Origin of the sequence: Citrobacter rodentium NBRC 105723 = DSM 16636 (assembly GCF_021278985.1) — a bacterium.
GTDB classification, from domain to species: domain Bacteria; phylum Pseudomonadota; class Gammaproteobacteria; order Enterobacterales; family Enterobacteriaceae; genus Citrobacter_A; species Citrobacter_A rodentium.
Genome location: NZ_CP082833.1, coordinates 3,741,674 through 3,762,108, shown reverse-complemented (window position 1 = coordinate 3,762,108; position 20,435 = coordinate 3,741,674). Strand labels below are relative to the sequence as shown.

Here is a 20,435-nt window from a genome sequence, read left to right as displayed (position 1 = left end):
AAAGCCTGCATGGAAATATGCAGGCTTTTTATTTACTTACGTCAGCATATTACGAATCACATAATGCAGGATGCCGTCGTTCCTGTAGTAGGTTAGCTCGGTTGACGTATCAATACGGCAGCGGCATGGCACCACCTCCTGACTGCCGTCGGCTCGGGTTAGAGTGACCGGCACCGTCGCGCCGGGCGTCAGGTTGGCGAGATCGGCAATATCGATCCTCTCTTCCCCGTTCAGGCCCAGCGTTTTCCGCGTCACGCCCTGCGGGAACTCCAGCGGCAGAATGCCCATCCCGATCAGGTTTGAGCGGTGGATACGTTCGAACGACTCAGCAATAACCACGCGGATGCCTAACAGGCGCGGGCCTTTTGCCGCCCAGTCGCGGCTGGAGCCTGAGCCATATTCTTTCCCCGCTATCACCGCCAGCGGCGTATTCTCCTTCTGATACCGCATCGCCGCATCATAGATAGAGATCACCTCTGTTCCCGGCAGATGGCGCGTCATTCCCCCTTCCACGCCGGGCACCATTTCATTGCGGATACGGATATTGGCAAACGTCCCGCGCATCATCACCTCATGGTTTCCGCGCCGGGAGCCATAGGAGTTGAAGTCTTTGCGTTCAACGCCGTGACTTTGCAGGTAGCGCCCCGCCGGACTGTCCGCTTTAATGCTGCCCGCAGGCGAAATATGGTCGGTGGTGACGGAATCCCCTAACATCGCCAGAATGCGCGCGCCGTGGATATCGGTAACCGGCGCCGGTTCCGCCAGCATTTCATCAAAGAACGGCGACAGGCGGATATAGGTTGAATCGTCCTGCCAGCCGTAGGTGTCAGAACGCGCGACATTGATCGCCTTCCACTCATCCGTACCTTCAAATACTTCCGCATACTCTTTGCGGAACATTTCAGATGACACCAGCTCCACCGCGCGGGCAATTTCCTGCGCCGACGGCCAGATGTCCTTCAGATAAACCGGATCGCCTTTCCTGTCGTGCCCCAGCGGGTCAGTCGCCAGGTTGATGTTCATATTGCCCGCCAGCGCATAGGCCACCACCAGCGGCGGCGAGGCCAGCCAGTTGGTTTTTACCAGCGGGTGAATGCGTCCCTCAAAGTTGCGGTTGCCAGACAGCACCGCCCCGACGGTCAAATCGCCTTTTTTAATTGCCGTTTCGATGGGCTCCGGCAGCGGACCCGAGTTACCGATACAGGTCGTGCAGCCGTAACCGACCAGGTTAAAGCCCAGCTCGTCGAGATACGGCGTCAGCTTCGCTTTGGCCAGATAATCGGAAACCACTTTTGATCCCGGCGCCAGCGACGCTTTTACCCACGGCTGCCGTTTCAGCCCCAGCGTAACCGCCTTTTTCGCCAGCAAGCCTGCGGCCATCAGCACGCTCGGGTTAGAAGTGTTGGTACAGGAGGTGATCGCAGAAATCACTACCGCGCCGTCCGGCAGCTGATAGCGCTGGCCGTTCATCACATACTCCACCGGCTGCCGGTCTTTTTGCGCGTGATTCAGCTCCAGCTCATTGCTGGCGGCAAATGCTTTTGGCACATCGCCGAGGGCGACGCGATCCTGCGGGCGTTTCGGCCCGGCGAGGCTTGCCTCAACGTCGTTCATGTCCAGCGCCAGCGTACTGCTGAAAACAGGCTCGTCGCCTGAGTTACGCCACATCCCCTGCGCTTTGGCATACTTCTCAACCAGATCCACCTGATCTTCAGGACGACCGCTCAGGCGCAGGTACTCAAGCGTGACGGCATCGATCGGGAAGAAGCCGCAGGTGGCGCCATACTCCGGCGCCATATTAGCGATAGTCGCGCGATCGGCCAGCGGTAAAGAATCAAGGCCGTCGCCATAAAATTCGACAAATTTACCCACCACGCCATGCTTACGCAGCATCTGGGTGACGGTTAACACCAGGTCAGTAGCGGTAATGCCTTCACGCAGTTTACCGGTCAGCTTAAAGCCGACCACATCCGGGATCAGCATAGAGACCGGCTGTCCGAGCATCGCGGCTTCCGCTTCAATGCCGCCGACGCCCCAGCCCAGCACGCCCAGACCGTTAATCATGGTGGTGTGGGAGTCGGTTCCGACCAGCGTATCCGGATAAGCGATCCACTCCCCGTTTTGCAGCTCGCTCCAGACAGCCTTACCGAGATACTCCAGGTTGACCTGGTGGCAAATCCCGGTGCCCGGCGGCACGACGCTAAAGCGGCTAAAGGCCTGCTGCCCCCACTTGAGGAACAGATAGCGTTCGTGGTTACGTTCCATTTCGAGGAGCACGTTCTCTTCGAAGGCATCATCATCGCCAAAATGATCGACGGTGACCGAGTGGTCGATAACCAGATCGACGGGCGACAGCGGATTGACCTTTGCAGTATCGCCCCCGAGGCGCTTAACCGCTTCGCGCATGGCCGCGAGATCGACGACTGCCGGCACGCCGGTAAAATCCTGCATCAGTACGCGCGCCGGACGATACGCGATCTCCCGGTCGGCATGGGCGTTTTTCAGCCAGCCTGCCAGCGCCTGAATATCTTCTTCGGTAACGGAATCGCCATCCTGCCAGCGCAGCAGGTTTTCCAGCAATACTTTGAGTGACTTGGGCAGACGGGAAATATCGCCCAGCGATTTTGCAGCCAGAGGCAGACTGTAATAGTGGTAGGTTTTGTCTTTAGCCTGCAACGTGTCCTTACTGGCTTCTCGTAGGGTTGACGACATAGCTCCTCCTTAATGACAGGGTTGCGATGCCCTGATCTCCTCAGGGTGAATATTAAAGATAACACAAACAAGCTGTAACGTTTTGATAACAACCCAAATTGATAAAAGAGGAAAAACCTTGCAGAAAAGACGCAGGAAAGAAAAACAAAACCTCGCCGTAGCGAGGTCTGGTAAGAGCAGAAGCAACTGACGATGTTTCGCTGAGCAGACGGAGCGGGGTTTGCGCCGTCATCCGACAGAACGAGGATATTACCTGGCGATAACCCAGATAAGTTCAGCCCAGAAGAGCAGCGAAAGTGAGAACGCCCCCATCCACGACCAGTATTTCATATTTGCAGTAATCATAGGCTACACCGACTTTTTGTTTAATACCTGTGTTGAACAGTCTCAACGTTTTATTGCTGTGGTGTATCAGTAAAGCGATCGCGCGTATAAAAATGCGCGCAAAGAGGGGTGTCGATTATTGTTTCTTTTTATCTTCTTCGCTGAAGGAATCAATAAATGCCTGCTGCTGACGGGTCAGTTTCCAGCTATCAGGCACCGTCTCACGCACGCTTTTTGTTTTTCGCACGCTGTCATGAGACTGACATGTAGGTAACGAAACCCGCTGCTGTGGGTGAACAGCCATTTTTACCCCCAAACATTCCACGCCACCAGCGCCACGATCAGCCAGAACAGCGCGGAACCCAGAAATACCGCCAGCCATGCTTTGCGTTTAAGCTCAGGGTCGCGACGCGGTTCCTGGTTTTCAGACGGCATTGCTGACCTCATACAATCGACTTCACTTAGCATTTCAGCACCAAACAATCGGTACAATTAATCATCAGATGAGACAAATCCTAATGAAATTCTAGTCAAAAATCCAGCGAATTTACGAATCGTCGGCAGTGAATAATTCAATCTTTTGATCAAAAATAAATAATGAGAAAACGGCATTTGCGGGACGGCTATTCAGACGCTACTTTACGGCGGATTCACCCTGATTGCAGTAGGGTTAATTTTATTGGGAAGTCTGGCTAACGAAAAATTGTGACTTAATTAAAACTTCCGGTTTCTTACAGGGGATAAAGATACCGGAAGCTATATTGGTATGAATTACTTTTCAGGTAATTTTATATCTTTAAACATCGCTTCAATTTCTTCATTTGATCGCAATGCCACCGCGGTATCGACCACGTCGCGCGTCAGATGCGGCGCAAAACGCTGAATGAAATCATACATGTAACTACGCAGGAACGTGCTGCGGCGAAAACCGATTTTGGTGGTACTATGGCTAAAGACGTCATGGGCATCAACGCGCACCAGATCGGGATCGGATAGCGGATCCACCGCCATGCTGGCAATCACACCTACCCCCAGCCCCAGACGGACATAGGTTTTAATCACGTCGGCGTCGGTGGCGGTAAAGACGATCCGCGGCGTCAGCCCGGCACGGTTAAAGGCGGTGTCCAGCTCAGAACGACCGGTAAAGCCGAAGGTATAGGTCACCAGCGGATACTGGGCTAATTCTTCAATCGAAACGGCGCTTTTCTTCGCCAGCGGATGTTCCGGCGTCACCACAATAGAGCGGTTCCAGTGGTAGCACGGCAGCATCACCAGATCGTCATACAGATGCAGCGCCTCGGTAGCGATAGCGAAATCGGCATTGCCTTTGGATACGGCTTCGGCAATCTGCGTGGGCGATCCCTGATGCATATGCAAGGAAACGCGGGGATAGCGTTCAATAAAGCCTTTTATCACCCCGGGAAGCGCGTAGCGCGCCTGGGTATGGGTTGTGGCGATATACAGCGAGCCCTTATCCGGCCAGGTGTGTTCACCGGCCACCGACTTGATGGCGTCCACTTTCGACAGGACTTCACGGGCAATACGGATAATCTCCTGCCCCGCTGGCGTCACCTGGGTCAGATGCTTACCGCTGCGGGCAAAAATCTGTACGCCAAGCTCATCTTCCAGCATACGCACCTGTTTACTGATGCCGGGTTGAGAGGTGTATAGTCCTTCAGCGGTTGAGGAGACATTGAGGTTATGGTTCACCACCTCAACGATATAGCGTAGCTGCTGTAATTTCATATTAAACCATCCAGATTAGCGCCATCAGGTCATCGTTTATACGCAGGCGGCGACGCGCTGCTAATACGATTTAATAATAAAAAAGTCGTTAACTATAACCACTATATCACTTATATCGGTTGTGTATAGATAAGGAGAAAAATTAATAAGGCAGGAATAAAAACAGAGCCGCGACTGCGGCTCTGAATAAGGGGATTTATTGTGCCGGAGGGCGGCTGTAGCTTATCCGCCCTGGTATAATGGCCCGGTAAGCGCCAGCGGGTCGTTAACCCGTTGGCGGCAGGAAGCGTCCTGAAAAGCGTTACTTCTTCCCTTCGACCCACTTACCGTCGACGTAAAACGCAGACCAGCCGGTCGCTTTCCCGTCTTTTTCCGCAGCAACATACTGCTGTTTGGTCTTACGGCTGAACCGCACCAGCGTTTTGTTGCCTTCCGGATCCTGCTGCGGCGCGTCGGCCAGATAGCGCAGTTTTTCCGGCAGGCGATCGCGGAAGCGATATAACTCTTCCACCAGCGGCGCGCGCGTTTCGCGGGATTTCGGGAAGGTGTTGGCGGCGAGGAAAACGCCAGCCGCACCGTCACGTAGCACAAAATAAGCATCCGATTTTTCGCACGGCAGCTCTGGCAGCGGAACCGGATCTTCTTTCGGCGGCGCAACTTCGCCATTGCGCAGAATCTTACGCGTGTTCTTACACTCGTCGTTGGTGCACGCCATGTACTTACCAAAACGTCCCATCTTCAGGTGCATCTCGGAACCGCATTTTTCGCATTCCACGATCGGCCCGTCATAGCCCTTAATGCGGAATTCGCCTTCTTCAATCTCGTAGCCGTCGCAGGTCGGATTGTTACCGCAGACGTGCAGCTTGCGCTTCGGATCGATCAGGTAGCTGTCCATCGCCGTGCCGCATTTCTTACAGCGGCGCTTCGCGCGCAGGGCGTTAGTCTCTGCGTCGTCGCCTTCCAGCACGTTGAGAACTTCGTTTTCCGGCACCAGGTTGATGGTGGTTTTGCAGCGCTCTTTCGGCGACAGCGCATAGCCGGAGCAGCCGAGGAACACGCCGGTGCTGGCGGTACGAATCCCCATTTTGCGACCGCAGGTCGGACAGTCGATGCTGGTTAACACCATCTGGTTCGGGCGCATTCCGCCCTCTTCCGGATCCTGCTCAGCCTTGTCTAACTGCTGGGTAAAATCGCTGAAGAAGTTGTCGAGCACCGCTTTCCATTCCGCTTCGTGGTTGGCGACCTGATCGAGGCTGTCTTCCATCTGGGCGGTAAAATCGTAGTTCATCAGCTCGCGGAAGTTCTCTTCCAGCCTGTCGGTGACGATTTCACCCATTTTCTCGGCGTAGAAGCGGCGGTTTTCCACCCGCACATAGCCGCGATCCTGAATGGTGGAAATGATCGACGCGTAGGTCGAAGGACGACCAATGCCGCGTTTTTCCAGCTCTTTGACCAGCGAGGCTTCGCTAAAACGCGCCGGCGGTTTGGTGAAGTGCTGCGCCGGAATCAGTTCGACAAGCGTCAGCGCATCGCCTTTGTTCACCGCTGGCAGCGTACGATCTTCGTCGCCTTTACGCAGCGCAGGCATCACTTTCGTCCAGCCGTCGAAGCGCAGAATACGGCCACGCGCTTTCAGGCGGAAATCGCCGGCGCCCACGGTCAGCGTGGTGGAGTCGTACTGGGCTGGCGTCATCTGACAGGCGACAAACTGGCGCCAGATCAGCTGATACAGCTTCTGCGCATCGGCTTCCATATCCTTCAGCGTTTCCGCCAACACGGTGACGTCAGAAGGACGAATCGCTTCGTGCGCTTCCTGCGAGTTTTCTTTGCTGGCGTACTGGTTCGGGCTGTCCGGCAGATATTTTTTGCCGAAGCTGTCGCTGATATAACCGCGAACCATGTTGACCGCATCCTGACTCAGGTTAGTGGAGTCGGTACGCATGTAGGTGATGTAGCCCGCTTCATACAAGCGCTGCGCCATCATCATGGTTTTCTTCACCCCGAAGCCCAGACGCGTGCTCGCCGCCTGTTGCAGCGTGGAGGTGATAAACGGCGCGCCAGGCTTGCTGCTGGTGGGTTTATCTTCACGCTCAAGAACCGTGTAACGCGCTTTCTCCAGCAGGCTGACTGCCGCCTGAGTCTGCTCGCGGTTAACCGGCCGGAACGGTTTGTCGTTCTGGTGGGTCACCTGCAACGGCAGCGCGTCCCCGGAAGGCGTAGTGGTATTAGCGTCGATCTCCCAGAACTCTTCCGGAACAAACGCTTTAATCTCGCGTTCGCGTTCGACCACCAGACGCACCGCGACCGACTGCACGCGACCAGCGGACAGGCCGCGGGCGATTTTTTTCCACAGCAGCGGAGATACCATGTAGCCCACCACGCGGTCCATAAAGCGGCGCGCCTGCTGGGCATTTACCCGGTCGATATTCAGTTCGCCCGGCTTCTCAAACGCCTGGCGAATCGCATTTTTGGTAATTTCGTTAAACACCACGCGGCTGTAGCGCGCGTCATCCCCGCCGATCACTTCCCGCAGGTGCCAGGCAATGGCTTCCCCTTCGCGGTCAAGGTCGGTTGCGAGATAGATGTGGTCGGCTTTTTCAGCCAGTTGTTTCAGTTCAGAGACGACCTTCTCTTTACCGGGCAGCACTTCGTAATGTGCGTCCCAGTTATGCCACGGGTCGACGCCCATACGGTTGACGAGCGCGCCACGTTCATCCTTTTTAGGCTTCTTAGCCGTTTTGGTGGAGGTAGAGTCGGCGCTCTTTTTAGCTGCTGAGCCACTGGTCGGCAAATCACGGATATGACCGACGCTGGACTTAACCACGTAGTCGCTACCCAGATACTTGTTGATCGTTTTGGCTTTTGCCGGGGACTCAACGATGACAAGAGCTTTACCCATATTCACCTTTACCTAATTTGATTCTTCCAGGAATGCGTCGCACGTTGATTCACCTTCCACCGGCGACGAGACATGCATATGGTCTCTGCGTCTGCGGATATCAACCCCTTGTTCTGACTCTGTGTACTAAATAGTCAGGTGACTGAGTTAACAGGTTTTTTCGCACACAAGCGCTATAGCACGACGGAATTTCGGTCGAATGTCAAGCAATTCTGTTGCCAGATTGACGAAAGCGTCACACTGTACCTGATAAAATTCGTTACGCAACTTTATTAGCATGCAAAACTAAAACTTGCCAGTAAGCGAAGGTTGACATGCCCCTGTCGGCGATGAGGGAATATTTGCCCATTAGCGACGCCCGGCGTAGACTAATGTTCTTGTTTAAGGAGTAAAAAATGCAAAAAGAGACGCAACCTATCGATCGCGAAACGCTGTTAAAAGAGGCGAACAAAATCATTCGTGAGCATGAGGACACGCTGGCGGGAATTGAAGCCACCGGCGTTACGCAGCGCAATGGCGTGCTGGTCTTCAGCGGTGATTACTTTTTAGACGAACAGGGTCTGCCAACGGCGAAAAGCACCGCCGTATTTAATATGTTTAAACATCTGGCGCATGTGCTTTCCGAAAAGTATCACCTGATTGATTAACGCAGGCGGTGTAGTGCCGGATGGCGCCGTGAGCTGCGCTTATCCGGCCTGTCGCGTTTACATCAAAGGTTTTTGTCCCCGCTGCCACCAGCGCAACAGTAAGCGATCGGCGCTTTCCGCCGCGCTGCCGGTGAAGCGGTCCATCAGCTTCTTACGCTGTAAGTAGCGCACATTCAGCACTTCGCGTCCGTCCATCAGGTTCAGGATCACCTCGTCGCTGGTGTTAATTTCATCAATCAGCCCCTTCTCCAGCGCCTGTTGACCATACCAGTGCTCGCCGGTAGCGACCACTTCAATATCCAGCTTCGGGCGCATACGATGGACAAACGCTTTAAACAGCTGGTGAGTTTCGTTTAAATCCTCGCGGAATTTCTGTCGCCCTTCCTCGGTGTTCTCGCCCAGCAGGGTGAGCGTGCGTTTGTACTGACCAGCGGTATGCAGCTCAATATCAATGTCCTTTCCCTTCAGAAAACGGTTGAAGTTGGGGATCTGCGCGACCACGCCGATCGAACCGATAATCGCAAACGGCGCTGAGACGATTTTATCCGCCACGCAGGCCATCATATAGCCGCCGCTCGCCGCCACCTTATCGACGGCAACCGTCAGCGGGATATTTTTATCGCGCAGGCGCTGCAGCTGCGAGGCAGCCAGGCCATAGCCATGCACCACGCCGCCGGGGCTTTCCAGGCGCACCACCACCTGATCCTGCGGTTTTACCACCGCCAGCACCGCGGTGACCTCTTCACGCAATGCGTTGACCTCATGGGCGTCCATACTGCCTTTGAAATCCAGCACCCAGACGCGCGGGGTGTCCGTTGCGCTGTTTTCCGCCTGTCTGGCCTTCGCTTTTGCCGCTTTCGCCTCCAGCCTGCGCTTTTTCTTTTGCGCTTTGTGCCAGAGTTTCTGCTGATGGCTGTCGAGCAGCGAGGTCGCCAGCTCCTCTTTCATCTCTTTATATTGTTCGCTGAGGTTAGTCACCCGCAGTTCGCCACGCTGTCGTTTACGCTGGGCGGCGTTCACGATGATGACGGCTATGGCGGCGATAGCCACGACAACGGTGACGATTTTGGCTAAAAACAGCCCGTATTCAGACAACAATTCCACAAGACCCACCTTGGTTAACAACTTAGCCTGCGCTCAGTGTACAACAGGCGTCAGGCAACGTCTCGCGGGATATCGCGGCGTAGAAAAGTATGACAAAACGTTCATTTCAGGCCGTTATCGCCCTTCGCCGATTGAATTCTCGCGGCGATTCAGGCATAAACCCCAAAAGTCAACGAGAAGCAGAGCGGCCACGCATGTCGCCGGGGAGTAGCCATGCATTATCAACCGAAACACGATCTTCTTCAGGGACGCATTATCCTGGTCACCGGAGCCAGCGATGGCATAGGCCGCGAAGCCGCCCTGACCTACGCCCGCTTCGGCGCAAGCGTCATTTTGCTCGGACGCAACGATGAGAAGCTGCGCCGCGTCGCCGAAACGATGAGTACGGAAACGGGCAGACAGCCGCAGTGGTTCACGCTCGATCTGCTCACCTGCACCGCCGACGACTGCCGACAGCTGGCGGAGCGCATCAGCGAACACTATCCCCGTCTCGACGGCGTGTTGCACAATGCCGGTCTGCTGGGCGACATCCGCCCGATGAGCGAGCAGGATCCGCAGGTCTGGCAACAGGTGATGCAGGTCAACGTTAACGCCACCTTTATGCTCACCCAGGCGCTGCTTCCTTTATTACTGAAGTCAGATTGCGGATCGCTGGTCTTTACCTCTTCCAGCGTAGGCCGACAGGGGCGCGCCAACTGGGGCGCGTATGCCGTCTCCAAATTCGCCACCGAAGGCATGATGCAGGTGCTGGCCGATGAGTACCAGAACCATCCCCTGCGCGTTAACTGTATTAATCCGGGCGGAACCCGCACCGGTATGCGCGCCAGCGCCTTCCCGACGGAAGATCCGCATAAGCTCAAAACCCCTGCCGATATTATGCCGCTGTACCTGTGGCTGATGGGCGACGACAGCCGACGTAAAACCGGCATGACTTTCGACGCCCAGCCGGGCCGTAAACCAGGAATCGCCCAATGAGTGAAGAACGTTATCAACAGCGCCAGCAGCGGGTTAAAGAGCGGGTCGACGCCCGCGTGGCCGAAGCGCAGGACGAACGCGGCATTATCATCGTTTTTACCGGCAACGGTAAGGGGAAAACCACCGCGGCCTTCGGCACCGCCACCCGCGCCGTCGGACACGGTAAAAAAGTCGGCGTGGTGCAGTTTATTAAGGGAACCTGGCCGAACGGCGAACGCAATCTGCTGGAGCCGCACGGCGTGGAATTTCAGGTCATGGCGACCGGCTTCACCTGGGAGACGCAAAACCGCGAGTCCGATACCGCAGCCTGTATGGCGGTGTGGGAGCACGGCAAACGAATGCTGGCCGATCCGCAGCTGGATATGGTCATCCTCGATGAGCTGACCTATATGGTGGCCTACGACTATTTACCGCTGGAAGAGGTGCTTAACGCGCTTAACCGCCGTCCGCCTCAGCAGACGGTGATTATCACCGGTCGCGGCTGTCATCGGGATATTCTTGAACTGGCCGATACCGTCAGCGAACTGCGTCCGGTTAAACATGCCTTCGAAGCGGGCGTAAAAGCCCAGATGGGAATTGATTATTAACACTCTCTGCCCGATGGCGGCATAATCGCTTCAACGGAGTGTAGGCCTGATAAGCACAGCGCCATCAGGCACAAAGCCGGATGCAGGCCCGATAAGCACAGCGCCATCAGGCACAAAGAGGCGCAACTAACCGTTGTTGTTACGTCCACCGGAACGGCGGCCGCCGCTCATCTGGCTATGACGCTTCACCGCACGGCGGATCTGATTCGCCTTCATCCGACGACGATCTTTCTCCACCGCCACTTTCGAGGTGGTTTCCGGCGGCAGCTCCACCAGCTCACGCAGGTAGTTGGTTTTAGCCAGATCCAGCTCCGTCCAGCCGCCGCGCGGCAGGCCTTTCGGCAGCGGGATGTCGCCGTAGCGAACGCGGATCAGGCGGCTTACCTGGACGCCCACCGCTTCCCACAGACGGCGCACTTCACGGTTGCGCCCTTCCGTCAGGGTGACGTTATACCACTGGTTAATGCCTTCACCGCCGCTGAACTTGATGGTTCTGAACGCCGCCGGACCATCTTCCAGCTGCACGCCGCGGCTCAGGTCGCGGATTTTCGCATCATCCACCTGACCAAACACGCGCACCGCATATTCACGTTCCACTTCGCGGCTCGGGTGCATCAGGCGGTTAGCCAGTTCGCCATCGGTGGTAAACAGCAGCAGCCCGCAGGTATTGACGTCCAGACGACCCACGGCAATCCAGCGCGCGCCGCGCAGCTTAGGCAGGCGATCGAACACCGTCGGACGCCCTTCCGGGTCGTTACGCGTGCACAGCTCGCCTTCCGGCTTATAGTACGCAAGCACGCGACAAATTTGTTCCGCAGATTCTTTTACCGAAATCAGATGCCCGTCGATACGGATCTTCAGGCCCGGCGTCACTTCAACACGGTCGCCGAGCCTGGCGATTTTGCCGTCAACGCTGACGCGGCCTGCTTCGATAATGGATTCGATTTCACGGCGCGAACCGTGGCCGGCGCGCGCCAGCACTTTTTGTAACTTTTCGCTCATAGAGCTTCCTTCAGGTGTCGCCTTCACAGGCGTCGAACAGGAGAATCAACGGCGCTTTACAGCGCCATTTTAAGGCCGCGTAGTATAGCGGGTTGCGTCCTTATAAGAAAGGTTTAACGTCGCCCACGCCTTCGCGCAGCACTACCGGCGAATCATCGGTTAAATCAATAACCGTCGTCGGCTGCTGGCCGAGGTAGCCGCCGTGGATAATCAGGTCCACCTGTTTTTCCAGCCGATCTTTAATCTCCTCCGGATCGGACTCGGTAAACTCGCTGCCCGGCAGCATCAGCGAGGTTGAAAGCATCGGCTCGCCGAGCGCCGCCAGCAGCTCAAGCGCGATCGGATTTGACGGCACGCGCAGGCCGATAGTTTTACGCTTCTCCTGCAACAAACGGCGCGGCACCTCTTTCGTGCCTTTCAGGATAAAAGTGTAGTTGCCCGGCGTGTTGTTTTTGATCAGACGAAACGCCACGTTGTCAACAAACGAATAGGTTGACAGATCGGACAAATCGCGACACATCAGGGTGAAATTATGCCCGTCCGGCAGCTGGCGAATACGACAAATGCGCTCCATCGCCCCTTTGTCTTCAATTTTGCAACCGAGCGCATAGCCGGAGTCGGTTGGATAGACAATCACTCCGCCTTTACGCACGATCTCAACGGCCTGATTTATCAGTCGCTGCTGCGGGTTATCAGGATGGATATAAAAAAACTGACTCATACTTCCCTCACTGTGGTGTTCTGCGGCTGTTCCCAGAGCTGCCAGACGCCTTCGACGCCTGCCGGTAGCCAGAGCTTACGTCCCAGCTCTATCCATGGGCATGGCTGATGAAAATCAGATCCCTGCGATGCCCATAGCTGATGCTGGCGGGCAAGCGCCGCCAGCTGCGTTCGCTCATTGGGGGATTGCTGGCACTGCGCGACTTCCATCGCGTCGCCGTGAAGTTCGGCAAAATGCGCCACCAGTCTTTTCAGCCACTTAGCGCTAAGGTTATACCGTCCCGGATGGGCAAGCACCGCCTTACCGCCGGAATGATGAATGACATCAATAGCTTGTTCTATTGTACACCACTGCGGCGGAACGTAACCGGTTTTCCCGCGCGCAAGATACTTTTTAAATATATCAGCCATCGTTGCTGCTTTGCCGCACTCCACCAGGTAGCGGGCGAAATGGCCACGGGTCACCGCGCCGCCGTCGGCAAGACGCAGCGCCCCTTCCCACGCGCCCGGAATATGCGCTTTTTCCAGCCGTTCAGCGATAAGCTTCGCCCGATGCTGACGGCGTTCGCTCTGCTGCGCCAGAAAGGCGCGCAGCGCCGGATGCGCGATATCGATGTTCAGACCCACAATATGGATCTCATGATTCTCCCAGACCGTAGAGATCTCCACGCCAGGGATCAGGGTCAGCGGCAGAGCGGAACGTGAAATTTCTTCGCTTGCCGCCGGGATCGCGGCCGTGGTGTCATGGTCGGTGATCGCCAGCGTGCCGACGCGCATCTCAGCAGCCCGGTGAACCAGCGCTTCTGGCGTCAGCGTTCCGTCAGAGGCGGTTGTGTGGCTGTGCAGGTCATAAATCACTGCGTAATTCGTGTCGCTCAAGGCGAGCTCCCGTGTCAAAAAATGGACTTGCCTGCGCATCATAACGGTTCCGGCAAATTTACTGAAATCAGGTGTTGACAATAACCCATCGAACTAGTTAACTAGTACGAAAGTTCACAAGCAAAAAGGGTATCAAAATGAAAGCAACATTCGTTCTGCACGGTTGGTGGCGCACTTCCTGATCTCGGGCAGTGTATTGTGCATGCTTACCGCACCTGGATACCCGGCCCGCCTGCAAGCGGGCTTTTTTTTGAGCAAAATTAACGAGAACAACAATGCAGACATCAAAACCGACACTCGAACTGATTAGCTGCGATGCCGCCTACCGTGAGAACCCGACGGCATTGTTTCATCAGGTTTGCGGCGATCGCCCGGCGACGCTACTGCTGGAATCGGCTGATATAGACAGCAAAGACGATCTGAAAAGCCTGCTGCTGGTCGACAGCGCGCTGCGGATTACCGCGCTGGGCGACACGGTCACCCTGACGGCGCTGTCCGCCAACGGCGCCGCGCTGCTGACGCTTATGGATGCGGCGCTGCCTGCGGGCGTGGAGAATGAACGGCTGCCGGACGGACGCGTACTGCGTTTTCCGGCGGTCAGCGCGCTGTTAGATGAAGACGCGCGCCTGTGCTCGCTTTCGGTGTTCGACGCCTTCCGCATTTTGCAGCAGCTGGTCGTCGTACCGGCGCATGAGCGCGAAGCGATGTTTTTCGGCGGCCTTTTTGCTTACGATCTGGTGGCCGGTTTTGAAGATTTGCCGCAGCTTGATGCGGGCAACCGCTGCCCGGACTACTGCTTCTACCTGGCAGAAACCCTGATGGTGATCGACCATCAGGCGAAAAGTACCCGCATTCAGGCCAGCCTGTTTACCCGTGAAGAGACGGAGAAGGCGCGCCTCACCGCGCGGCTGGCGTACCTCAGCCAGCAACTGGACCAGCCTGCGCCGCCGCTGCCGGTGGTGTCGGTGCCGGAGATGCGCTGCGAATGCAACCAGAGCGATGACGAATTTGGCGCGGTGGTGCGTAAAATGCAGAAGGCGATTCGCGCCGGGGAAATTTTTCAGGTTGTCCCCTCCCGCCGCTTCTCGCTGCCCTGCCCGTCGCCGCTCGCCGCTTATTACGTGCTGAAGAAAAGCAATCCCAGCCCGTACATGTTCTTTATGCAGGATAACGACTTCACCCTGTTCGGCGCCTCGCCGGAAAGCTCCCTGAAGTATGACGCCGCCAGCCGCCAGATTGAAATCTACCCCATCGCCGGAACCCGACCGCGCGGACGCCGCGCCGACGGCACGCTGGATCGCGATCTCGACAGCCGTATTGAGCTTGAAATGCGCACCGATCATAAAGAGCTTTCCGAACACCTGATGCTGGTCGACCTGGCGCGTAACGATCTTGCCCGCATCTGTACGCCCGGCAGTCGCTACGTGGCCGACCTTACTAAAGTCGATCGCTATTCATGGGTGATGCACCTGGTTTCCCGTGTGGTCGGCGAATTACGTCACGATCTCGACGCGCTGCACGCTTACCGCGCCTGCATGAACATGGGCACCCTGAGCGGCGCGCCAAAAGTCCGGGCCATGCAGCTGATAGCCGAAGCGGAAGGACGACGTCGCGGCAGCTACGGCGGTGCGGTGGGCTACTTTACCGCCCACGGCGATCTGGATACCTGCATTGTGATTCGCTCGGCGCTGGTGGAAGACGGCATCGCCACCGTGCAGGCGGGAGCCGGTATTGTGCTGGACTCCGTTCCCCAGTCCGAAGCTGACGAAACCCGTAATAAAGCGCGCGCGGTGCTGCGTGCGATCGCCACCGCACACCACGCACAGGAGACGTTCTGATGGCTGATATTCTGCTGCTCGATAACATCGACTCATTTACTTATAACCTGGCGGATCAGCTGCGTACCAATGGCCATAACGTGGTGATTTACCGTAACCATATTCCGGCTCAGACGCTGATCGACCGTCTCGCCACCATGAAAAATCCGGTACTGATGCTCTCCCCGGGCCCCGGCGCGCCGAGCGAAGCGGGCTGTATGCCGGAGCTGCTGACGCGGCTGCGCGGCAAACTGCCGATTATCGGGATTTGCCTCGGCCATCAGGCCATCGTGGAAGCCTACGGCGGCTATGTGGGCCAGGCCGGTGAAATTCTTCACGGTAAAGCGTCGAGCATTGAGCATGACGGCCAGGCGATGTTTGCCGGTCTGGCGAATCCGTTACCGGTGGCGCGCTATCACTCGCTGGTAGGCAGCAACATTCCGGCCGGACTGACCATCAACGCCCATTTTGACGGTATGGTGATGGCGGTTCGTCACGATGCCGATCGCGTCTGTGGCTTTCAGTTCCACCCGGAATCGATTCTGACCACCCAGGGCGCGCGGTTGCTTGAGCAGACCCTGGCCTGGGCGCAGCAGAAGCTGGAGCCGACCAACATCCTGCAGCCGATTCTGGAAAAATTATACCAGGCGCAGACCCTGACTCAGCAGGAAAGCCACCAGCTGTTTTCGGCGGTGGTGCGCGGTGAGCTGAAGCCGGAGCAGCTGGCGGCGGCGCTGGTCAGCATGAAGATTCGCGGCGAGCATCCGCTGGAGATTGCCGGCGCGGCCACCGCCCTGCTGGAGAATGCCGCGCCGTTTCCGCGACCTGATTACGCGTTCGCCGATATCGTCGGCACCGGCGGCGACGGCAGCAACAGCATTAATATTTCCACCGCCAGCGCCTTTGTCGCCGCGGCGTGCGGCCTGAAAGTGGCGAAACACGGCAACCGCAGCGTCTCCAGCAAATCCGGCTCGTCGGATCTGCTGGCCGCCTTCGGCATCAACCTGGATATGAATGCCGAAAAATCGCGTCAGGCGCTGGACGAACTGGGCGTGTGCTTCCTGTTTGCGCCGAAATACCACACCGGGTTCCGCCATGCGATGCCGGTTCGCCAGCAGTTGAAAACCCGCACCCTGTTTAACGTGCTCGGCCCGCTGATTAACCCGGCGCATCCGCCGCTGGCGCTGATTGGCGTTTACAGCCCGGAGCTGGTGCTGCCGATTGCCGAAACGCTGCGCGTGCTGGGCTACCAGCGCGCGGCGGTCGTACACAGCGGCGGTATGGATGAAGTTTCCCTGCATGCGCCGACCGTGGTGGCGGAACTGCACGACGGCGAAATTAAGAGCTATCAGCTCAGCGCAGAGGACTTCGGCCTGACGCCTTATCATCAGGAACAGCTGGCAGGCGGCACGCCGGAAGAAAACCGTGACATTCTGACGCGCTTGCTACAAGGTAAAGGCGAAGCCGCCCATGAGGCTGCCGTTGCCGCGAACGTCGCAATGCTGATGCGACTGCATGGTAAAGAAGATCTCAGGGCTAATGCGCAAACCGTACTTGAGGTACTGCGCAGTGGTTCCGCTTATGACCGAGTCACCGCTCTGGCGGCAAGAGGGTAAATGATGCAAACCGTTTTAGCGAAAATCGTCGCAGACAAGGCGATTTGGGTGGAAGCCCGCAAACAGCAGCAACCGCTGGCCAGTTTTCAGAATGATGTTCAGCCCAGCTCGCGTCATTTTTACGACGCGCTACAGGGCGCGCGCACGGCCTTTATTCTGGAGTGCAAAAAAGCGTCGCCGTCGAAAGGCGTCATTCGCGATGACTTCGATCCGGCGCGAATCGCCAGCATTTATAAACACTACGCCTCGGCCATTTCCGTTCTCACCGACGAGAAATATTTTCAGGGCAGCTTTGATTTCCTGCCGATTGTCAGCCAGATCGCGCCGCAGCCGATTCTGTGTAAGGACTTTATTATCGATCCTTATCAGATCTATCTTGCGCGCTACTATCAGGCGGACGCCTGCCTGCTGATGCTGTCGGTGCTGGATGATGAGCAGTATCGTCAGCTTGCCGCCGTCGCTCACAGCCTGGGGATGGGCGTGCTGACGGAGGTGAGCAATGAAGAAGAACTCGCGCGCGCCATTGCGCTTGAGGCGAAAGTTGTCGGCATTAATAACCGCGACCTGCGCGATCTCTCCATCGACTTAAACCGCACCCGCCAGCTTGCGCCGAAACTCGGCCCGGGCGTGACGGTCATCAGCGAATCCGGAATCAACACCTACGGCCAGGTGCGTGAACTGAGCCACTTCGCCAACGGCTTCCTGATTGGCTCGGCGCTGATGGCCTACGACGATCTTAACGCCGCCGTGCGTCGCGTACTGCTGGGCGAAAACAAGGTCTGCGGCCTGACGCGCCCGGAAGATGCGCAGGCGGCCAGTGAGTCCGGCGCCATCTACGGTGGGCTGATTTTTGTCCCCGGTTCGCCCCGCTTCGTCAGCGATGAGCAGGCGCTGCGGGTAAAAGCGGCGGCACCCTTGCAGTATGTCGGCGTGTTCCGCAACAGCGATATCGCAGACATTTGCGACAAAGTCACCCGGCTGGGGCTGAACGCCGTTCAACTGCATGGTAATGAAGATCAGGGCTATGTGGATGCGCTTCGCGCCGCGCTGCCTGAACAGGTGCAGATCTGGAAGGCGCTGAGCGTTGGCGATACGCTGCCAGCCCGTGATTACCAGTTCGTGGATAAATACGTGCTCGACAACGGCCAGGGCGGCAGCGGCCAGCGTTTCGACTGGTCACTGCTACAGGGACAGGCGCTCGATAACGTCCTGCTGGCAGGCGGCCTTGGCGCAGATAACTGCGTTGAGGCCGCGAAAACCGGCTGCGCCGGTCTTGATTTCAACTCAGGTGTAGAGTCGCAGCCGGGCATCAAAGATGCACGCCTTCTGGCATCGGTATTTCAGACCCTGCGCGCATATTAAGGAAAAGGACATGACAACATTACTCAATCCCTATTTTGGTGAATTTGGCGGCATGTACGTGCCGCAGATCCTGATGCCCGCGCTGCGCCAGCTGGAAGAAGCGTTTGTCAGCGCGCAGAAAGATCCGCAGTTTCAGGCGCAGTTCAGCGACCTGCTGAAAAACTACGCCGGTCGCCCTACCGCCCTGACTAAATGTCAGAACATCACCGCCGGCACCCGCACCACGCTGTATCTGAAGCGTGAAGATTTGCTGCACGGCGGCGCGCATAAAACCAACCAGGTGTTAGGTCAGGCGCTGCTGGCGAAACGAATGGGCAAAACCGAGATTATCGCTGAAACCGGCGCCGGCCAGCACGGGGTCGCCTCGGCGCTGGCCAGCGCCCTGCTCGGCCTGAAATGCCGTATCTATATGGGGGCGAAGGACGTCGAACGCCAATCGCCGAACGTGTTTCGTATGCGGCTGATGGGCGCCGAGGTCATTCCGGTGCACAGCGGCTCGGCGACGCTGAAAGATGCCTGTAACGAGGCGCTGCGCGACTGGTCGGGCAGCTATGAAAACGCGCACTACATGCTTGGCACCGCCGCGGGGCCGCACCCCTTCCCGACGATTGTGCGCGAATTCCAGCGGATGATTGGCGAAGAGACCAAAGCGCAAATCCTTGAAAAAGAAGGTCGCCTGCCGGATGCGGTGATCGCCTGCGTCGGCGGCGGCTCCAACGCTATCGGCATGTTTGCCGACTTCATCGACGAAACCAGCGTCGGATTGATCGGCGTTGAGCCCGGCGGTCACGGGATTGAAACCGGCGAACACGGCGCGCCGTTGAAGCATGGCCGCGTCGGAATTTACTTCGGCATGAAAGCGCCGATGATGCAGACCGAAGAGGGGCAGATTGAAGAATCTTATTCGATCTCCGCAGGGCTCGATTTCCCGTCTGTCGGCCCGCAGCACGCCTGGCTGAACAGCACTGGCCGCGCCGATTACGTGTCGATTACCGACGATGAAGCGCTGGAGGCGTTCAAGACGCTTTGCCGCAATGAAGGGATCATTCCGGCGCTGGAATCAGCGCATGCGCTGGCCCACGCGCTGAAAATGATGCGTGAGAACCCGGAAAAAGAGCAGCTATTGGTGGTCAATCTTTCCGGTCGCGGCGATAAAGACATCTTTACGGTACACGATATTCTGAAAGCGCGAGGGGAAATCTGATGGAACGCTACGAAACGCTGTTTGCACAACTCAACGATCGCAAGGAAGGCGCCTTTGTCCCTTTCGTCACGCTCGGCGATCCTGGCGTTGAGCAGTCGCTGAAAATTATCGATGCCCTGATTGAAGCGGGCGCCGACGCGCTGGAGCTGGGGATCCCCTTCTCCGATCCGCTTGCTGACGGCCCGACCATCCAGAGCGCCACCCTGCGCGCCTTTGCCGCTGGCGTGACGCCCACGCGCTGCTTTGAAATGCTGGCGGCCATTCGCGCGAAACACCCGACCATTCCCATTGGCCTGCTGATGTACGCCAATCTGGTGTTCAGTAAGGGTATCGATGACTTTTACGCCCAGTGCGCAAAAGTCGGCGTCGATTCGGTCCTCGTCGCCGACGTGCCGGTTGAGGAGTCTGCGCCCTTCCGTCAGGCCGCGCTGCGCCACAATATCGCCCCTATCTTCATCTGTCCGCCGAATGCGGATGACGACCTGCTGCGCCAGATTGCCTCTTATGGCCGCGCTTATACCTATCTGCTGTCGCGTGCAGGGGTTACCGGTGCGGAGAACCGCGCGGCGCTGCCGCTGCATCATCTGGTCGAAAAGCTGACGGAGTACCATGCGGCGCCCTCGCTGCAGGGCTTTGGCATCTCTGCGCCGGAACAGGTATCTGCCGCAATTGAAGCCGGTGCGGCGGGCGCTATCTCCGGCTCGGCAATCGTGAAGATCATCGAACGCAATGTCGATAATCCGCAGCAGATGCTGGACGAATTAAAAGCCTTCGTCAGCAGTATGAAAGCCGCCACCCGTCGTTAGCGCCCACAGACCGCCAGACACGCTGGCGGTCTTCT

Annotated in this window: 18 protein-coding genes and 1 other annotated feature; of the genes, 9 read left to right on the top strand and 9 right to left on the bottom strand. The window is 57.2% G+C overall.

Annotation, left to right across the window (positions count from 1 at the left end; genetic code table 11):
* Window positions 1-36: 36 nt before the first annotated feature.
* From acnA to topA, 5 genes are all read right to left on the bottom strand, one after another.
* On the bottom strand, window positions 37-2,712 hold the full coding sequence (gene acnA, locus K7R23_RS17840; RefSeq protein ID WP_012905967.1) for an aconitate hydratase AcnA: 2,676 nt from the start codon (window positions 2,710-2,712) through the stop codon (window positions 37-39).
* A gap of 249 nt (window positions 2,713-2,961) precedes the next feature.
* Window positions 2,962-3,057, bottom strand: coding sequence for a small membrane protein YmiC (gene ymiC, locus K7R23_RS17835; protein ID WP_148222083.1), 96 nt, complete (start codon window positions 3,055-3,057; stop codon window positions 2,962-2,964).
* Window positions 3,058-3,342: 285 nt separating this feature from the next.
* Complete coding sequence (locus K7R23_RS17830) at window positions 3,343-3,504, bottom strand: YmiA family putative membrane protein (protein WP_012905970.1); 162 nt, start codon at window positions 3,502-3,504, stop codon at window positions 3,343-3,345.
* Window positions 3,505-3,807: 303 nt separating this feature from the next.
* A complete protein-coding gene (gene cysB / locus K7R23_RS17825) occupies window positions 3,808-4,782 on the bottom strand; it encodes an HTH-type transcriptional regulator CysB (protein ID WP_012905971.1) in 975 nt (324 codons plus the stop codon).
* A 301-nt stretch (window positions 4,783-5,083) separates the two neighbouring features.
* Window positions 5,084-7,681, bottom strand: coding sequence for a type I DNA topoisomerase (gene topA, locus K7R23_RS17820; protein WP_012905972.1), 2,598 nt, complete (start codon window positions 7,679-7,681; stop codon window positions 5,084-5,086).
* 395 nt (window positions 7,682-8,076) lie between these two features.
* Here topA and K7R23_RS17815 point away from each other — a divergent pair, with 395 nt between their 5' ends.
* Window positions 8,077-8,328 carry a YciN family protein gene (locus K7R23_RS17815; RefSeq protein WP_012905974.1) on the top strand — a complete coding sequence of 84 codons (252 nt, stop codon included), beginning with the start codon at window positions 8,077-8,079 and terminating at the stop codon, window positions 8,326-8,328.
* Between the two features lie 57 nt (window positions 8,329-8,385).
* Here K7R23_RS17815 and sohB read toward each other — a convergent pair whose 3' ends face one another.
* A complete protein-coding gene (gene sohB, locus K7R23_RS17810; protein ID WP_012905975.1) occupies window positions 8,386-9,432 on the bottom strand; it encodes a protease SohB in 1,047 nt (348 codons plus the stop codon).
* A 213-nt stretch (window positions 9,433-9,645) separates the two neighbouring features.
* On the opposite strand from sohB, the gene K7R23_RS17805 reads away from it, so the two are divergent.
* Both K7R23_RS17805 and cobO read left to right on the top strand, forming a co-directional pair.
* Window positions 9,646-10,407: a YciK family oxidoreductase gene (locus K7R23_RS17805; RefSeq protein WP_012905976.1), complete on the top strand. Its 762-nt coding sequence runs from the start codon at window positions 9,646-9,648 to the stop codon at window positions 10,405-10,407.
* Window positions 10,404-10,994, top strand: a complete 591-nt coding sequence (cobO, locus tag K7R23_RS17800) for a cob(I)yrinic acid a,c-diamide adenosyltransferase (protein WP_012905977.1) — start codon at window positions 10,404-10,406, stop codon at window positions 10,992-10,994. The genes K7R23_RS17805 and cobO overlap by 4 nt, the downstream gene beginning before the upstream one ends.
* 126 nt (window positions 10,995-11,120) lie before the next feature.
* Here cobO and rluB read toward each other — a convergent pair whose 3' ends face one another.
* The 3 genes from rluB to rnm form a co-directional block, all read right to left on the bottom strand.
* On the bottom strand, window positions 11,121-11,996 hold the full coding sequence (gene rluB / locus K7R23_RS17795) for a 23S rRNA pseudouridine(2605) synthase RluB (RefSeq protein WP_012905978.1): 876 nt from the start codon (window positions 11,994-11,996) through the stop codon (window positions 11,121-11,123).
* 100 nt (window positions 11,997-12,096) lie between these two features.
* Complete coding sequence (locus K7R23_RS17790; protein WP_012905979.1) at window positions 12,097-12,717, bottom strand: L-threonylcarbamoyladenylate synthase; 621 nt, start codon at window positions 12,715-12,717, stop codon at window positions 12,097-12,099.
* Window positions 12,714-13,595 (bottom strand): RNase RNM, encoded by an 882-nt coding sequence (rnm, locus tag K7R23_RS17785; protein ID WP_012905980.1) that lies wholly within the window; start codon window positions 13,593-13,595, stop codon window positions 12,714-12,716. Before rnm ends, K7R23_RS17790 begins: the two co-directional genes overlap by 4 nt.
* 137 nt (window positions 13,596-13,732) lie before the next feature.
* Here rnm and trpL point away from each other — a divergent pair, with 137 nt between their 5' ends.
* The 6 genes from trpL to trpA all read left to right on the top strand — a co-directional run bounded on the left by trpL (window position 13,733) and on the right by trpA (window position 20,400).
* The gene (gene trpL / locus K7R23_RS17780) at window positions 13,733-13,777 is read left to right on the top strand and encodes a trp operon leader peptide (RefSeq protein WP_012905981.1); all 45 of its coding nucleotides are present in this window, start codon (window positions 13,733-13,735) and stop codon (window positions 13,775-13,777) included.
* Window positions 13,754-13,847, top strand: a sequence feature (Trp leader region). It overlaps the preceding gene by 24 nt.
* A 23-nt stretch (window positions 13,848-13,870) precedes the next feature.
* Window positions 13,871-15,433: an anthranilate synthase component I gene (gene trpE, locus K7R23_RS17775; RefSeq protein ID WP_012905982.1), complete on the top strand. Its 1,563-nt coding sequence runs from the start codon at window positions 13,871-13,873 to the stop codon at window positions 15,431-15,433.
* Window positions 15,433-17,028: a bifunctional anthranilate synthase glutamate amidotransferase component TrpG/anthranilate phosphoribosyltransferase TrpD gene (trpD, locus tag K7R23_RS17770; RefSeq protein WP_012905983.1), complete on the top strand. Its 1,596-nt coding sequence runs from the start codon at window positions 15,433-15,435 to the stop codon at window positions 17,026-17,028. Before trpE ends, trpD begins: the two co-directional genes overlap by 1 nt.
* Window positions 17,029-17,031: 3 nt before the next feature.
* On the top strand, window positions 17,032-18,390 hold the full coding sequence (gene trpCF, locus K7R23_RS17765; RefSeq protein WP_012905984.1) for a bifunctional indole-3-glycerol-phosphate synthase TrpC/phosphoribosylanthranilate isomerase TrpF: 1,359 nt from the start codon (window positions 17,032-17,034) through the stop codon (window positions 18,388-18,390).
* Window positions 18,391-18,400: 10 nt separating this feature from the next.
* Complete coding sequence (gene trpB / locus K7R23_RS17760) at window positions 18,401-19,594, top strand: tryptophan synthase subunit beta (RefSeq protein WP_012905985.1); 1,194 nt, start codon at window positions 18,401-18,403, stop codon at window positions 19,592-19,594.
* Window positions 19,594-20,400 (top strand): tryptophan synthase subunit alpha, encoded by an 807-nt coding sequence (gene trpA / locus K7R23_RS17755; RefSeq protein ID WP_012905986.1) that lies wholly within the window; start codon window positions 19,594-19,596, stop codon window positions 20,398-20,400. Before trpB ends, trpA begins: the two co-directional genes overlap by 1 nt.
* Window positions 20,401-20,435 lie beyond the last annotated feature (35 nt).

What these genes read in the sequence shown, in the direction of transcription:
- acnA (WP_012905967.1), bottom strand. Translation starts at nt 2,712, where the DNA reads ATGTCGTCAACCCTACGAGAAGCCAGTAAGGACACGTTGCAGGCTAAA.
- ymiC (WP_148222083.1), bottom strand. Translation starts at nt 3,057, where the DNA reads ATGATTACTGCAAATATGAAATACTGGTCGTGGATGGGGGCGTTCTCA.
- K7R23_RS17830 (WP_012905970.1), bottom strand. Translation starts at nt 3,504, where the DNA reads ATGCTAAGTGAAGTCGATTGTATGAGGTCAGCAATGCCGTCTGAAAAC.
- cysB (WP_012905971.1), bottom strand. Translation starts at nt 4,782, where the DNA reads ATGAAATTACAGCAGCTACGCTATATCGTTGAGGTGGTGAACCATAAC.
- topA (WP_012905972.1), bottom strand. Translation starts at nt 7,681, where the DNA reads ATGGGTAAAGCTCTTGTCATCGTTGAGTCCCCGGCAAAAGCCAAAACG.
- K7R23_RS17815 (WP_012905974.1), top strand. Translation starts at nt 8,077, where the DNA reads ATGCAAAAAGAGACGCAACCTATCGATCGCGAAACGCTGTTAAAAGAG.
- K7R23_RS17805 (WP_012905976.1), top strand. Translation starts at nt 9,646, where the DNA reads ATGCATTATCAACCGAAACACGATCTTCTTCAGGGACGCATTATCCTG.
- cobO (WP_012905977.1), top strand. Translation starts at nt 10,404, where the DNA reads ATGAGTGAAGAACGTTATCAACAGCGCCAGCAGCGGGTTAAAGAGCGG.
- rluB (WP_012905978.1), bottom strand. Translation starts at nt 11,996, where the DNA reads ATGAGCGAAAAGTTACAAAAAGTGCTGGCGCGCGCCGGCCACGGTTCG.
- K7R23_RS17790 (WP_012905979.1), bottom strand. Translation starts at nt 12,717, where the DNA reads ATGAGTCAGTTTTTTTATATCCATCCTGATAACCCGCAGCAGCGACTG.
- trpE (WP_012905982.1), top strand. Translation starts at nt 13,871, where the DNA reads ATGCAGACATCAAAACCGACACTCGAACTGATTAGCTGCGATGCCGCC.
- trpD (WP_012905983.1), top strand. Translation starts at nt 15,433, where the DNA reads ATGGCTGATATTCTGCTGCTCGATAACATCGACTCATTTACTTATAAC.
- trpCF (WP_012905984.1), top strand. Translation starts at nt 17,032, where the DNA reads ATGCAAACCGTTTTAGCGAAAATCGTCGCAGACAAGGCGATTTGGGTG.
- trpB (WP_012905985.1), top strand. Translation starts at nt 18,401, where the DNA reads ATGACAACATTACTCAATCCCTATTTTGGTGAATTTGGCGGCATGTAC.
- trpA (WP_012905986.1), top strand. Translation starts at nt 19,594, where the DNA reads ATGGAACGCTACGAAACGCTGTTTGCACAACTCAACGATCGCAAGGAA.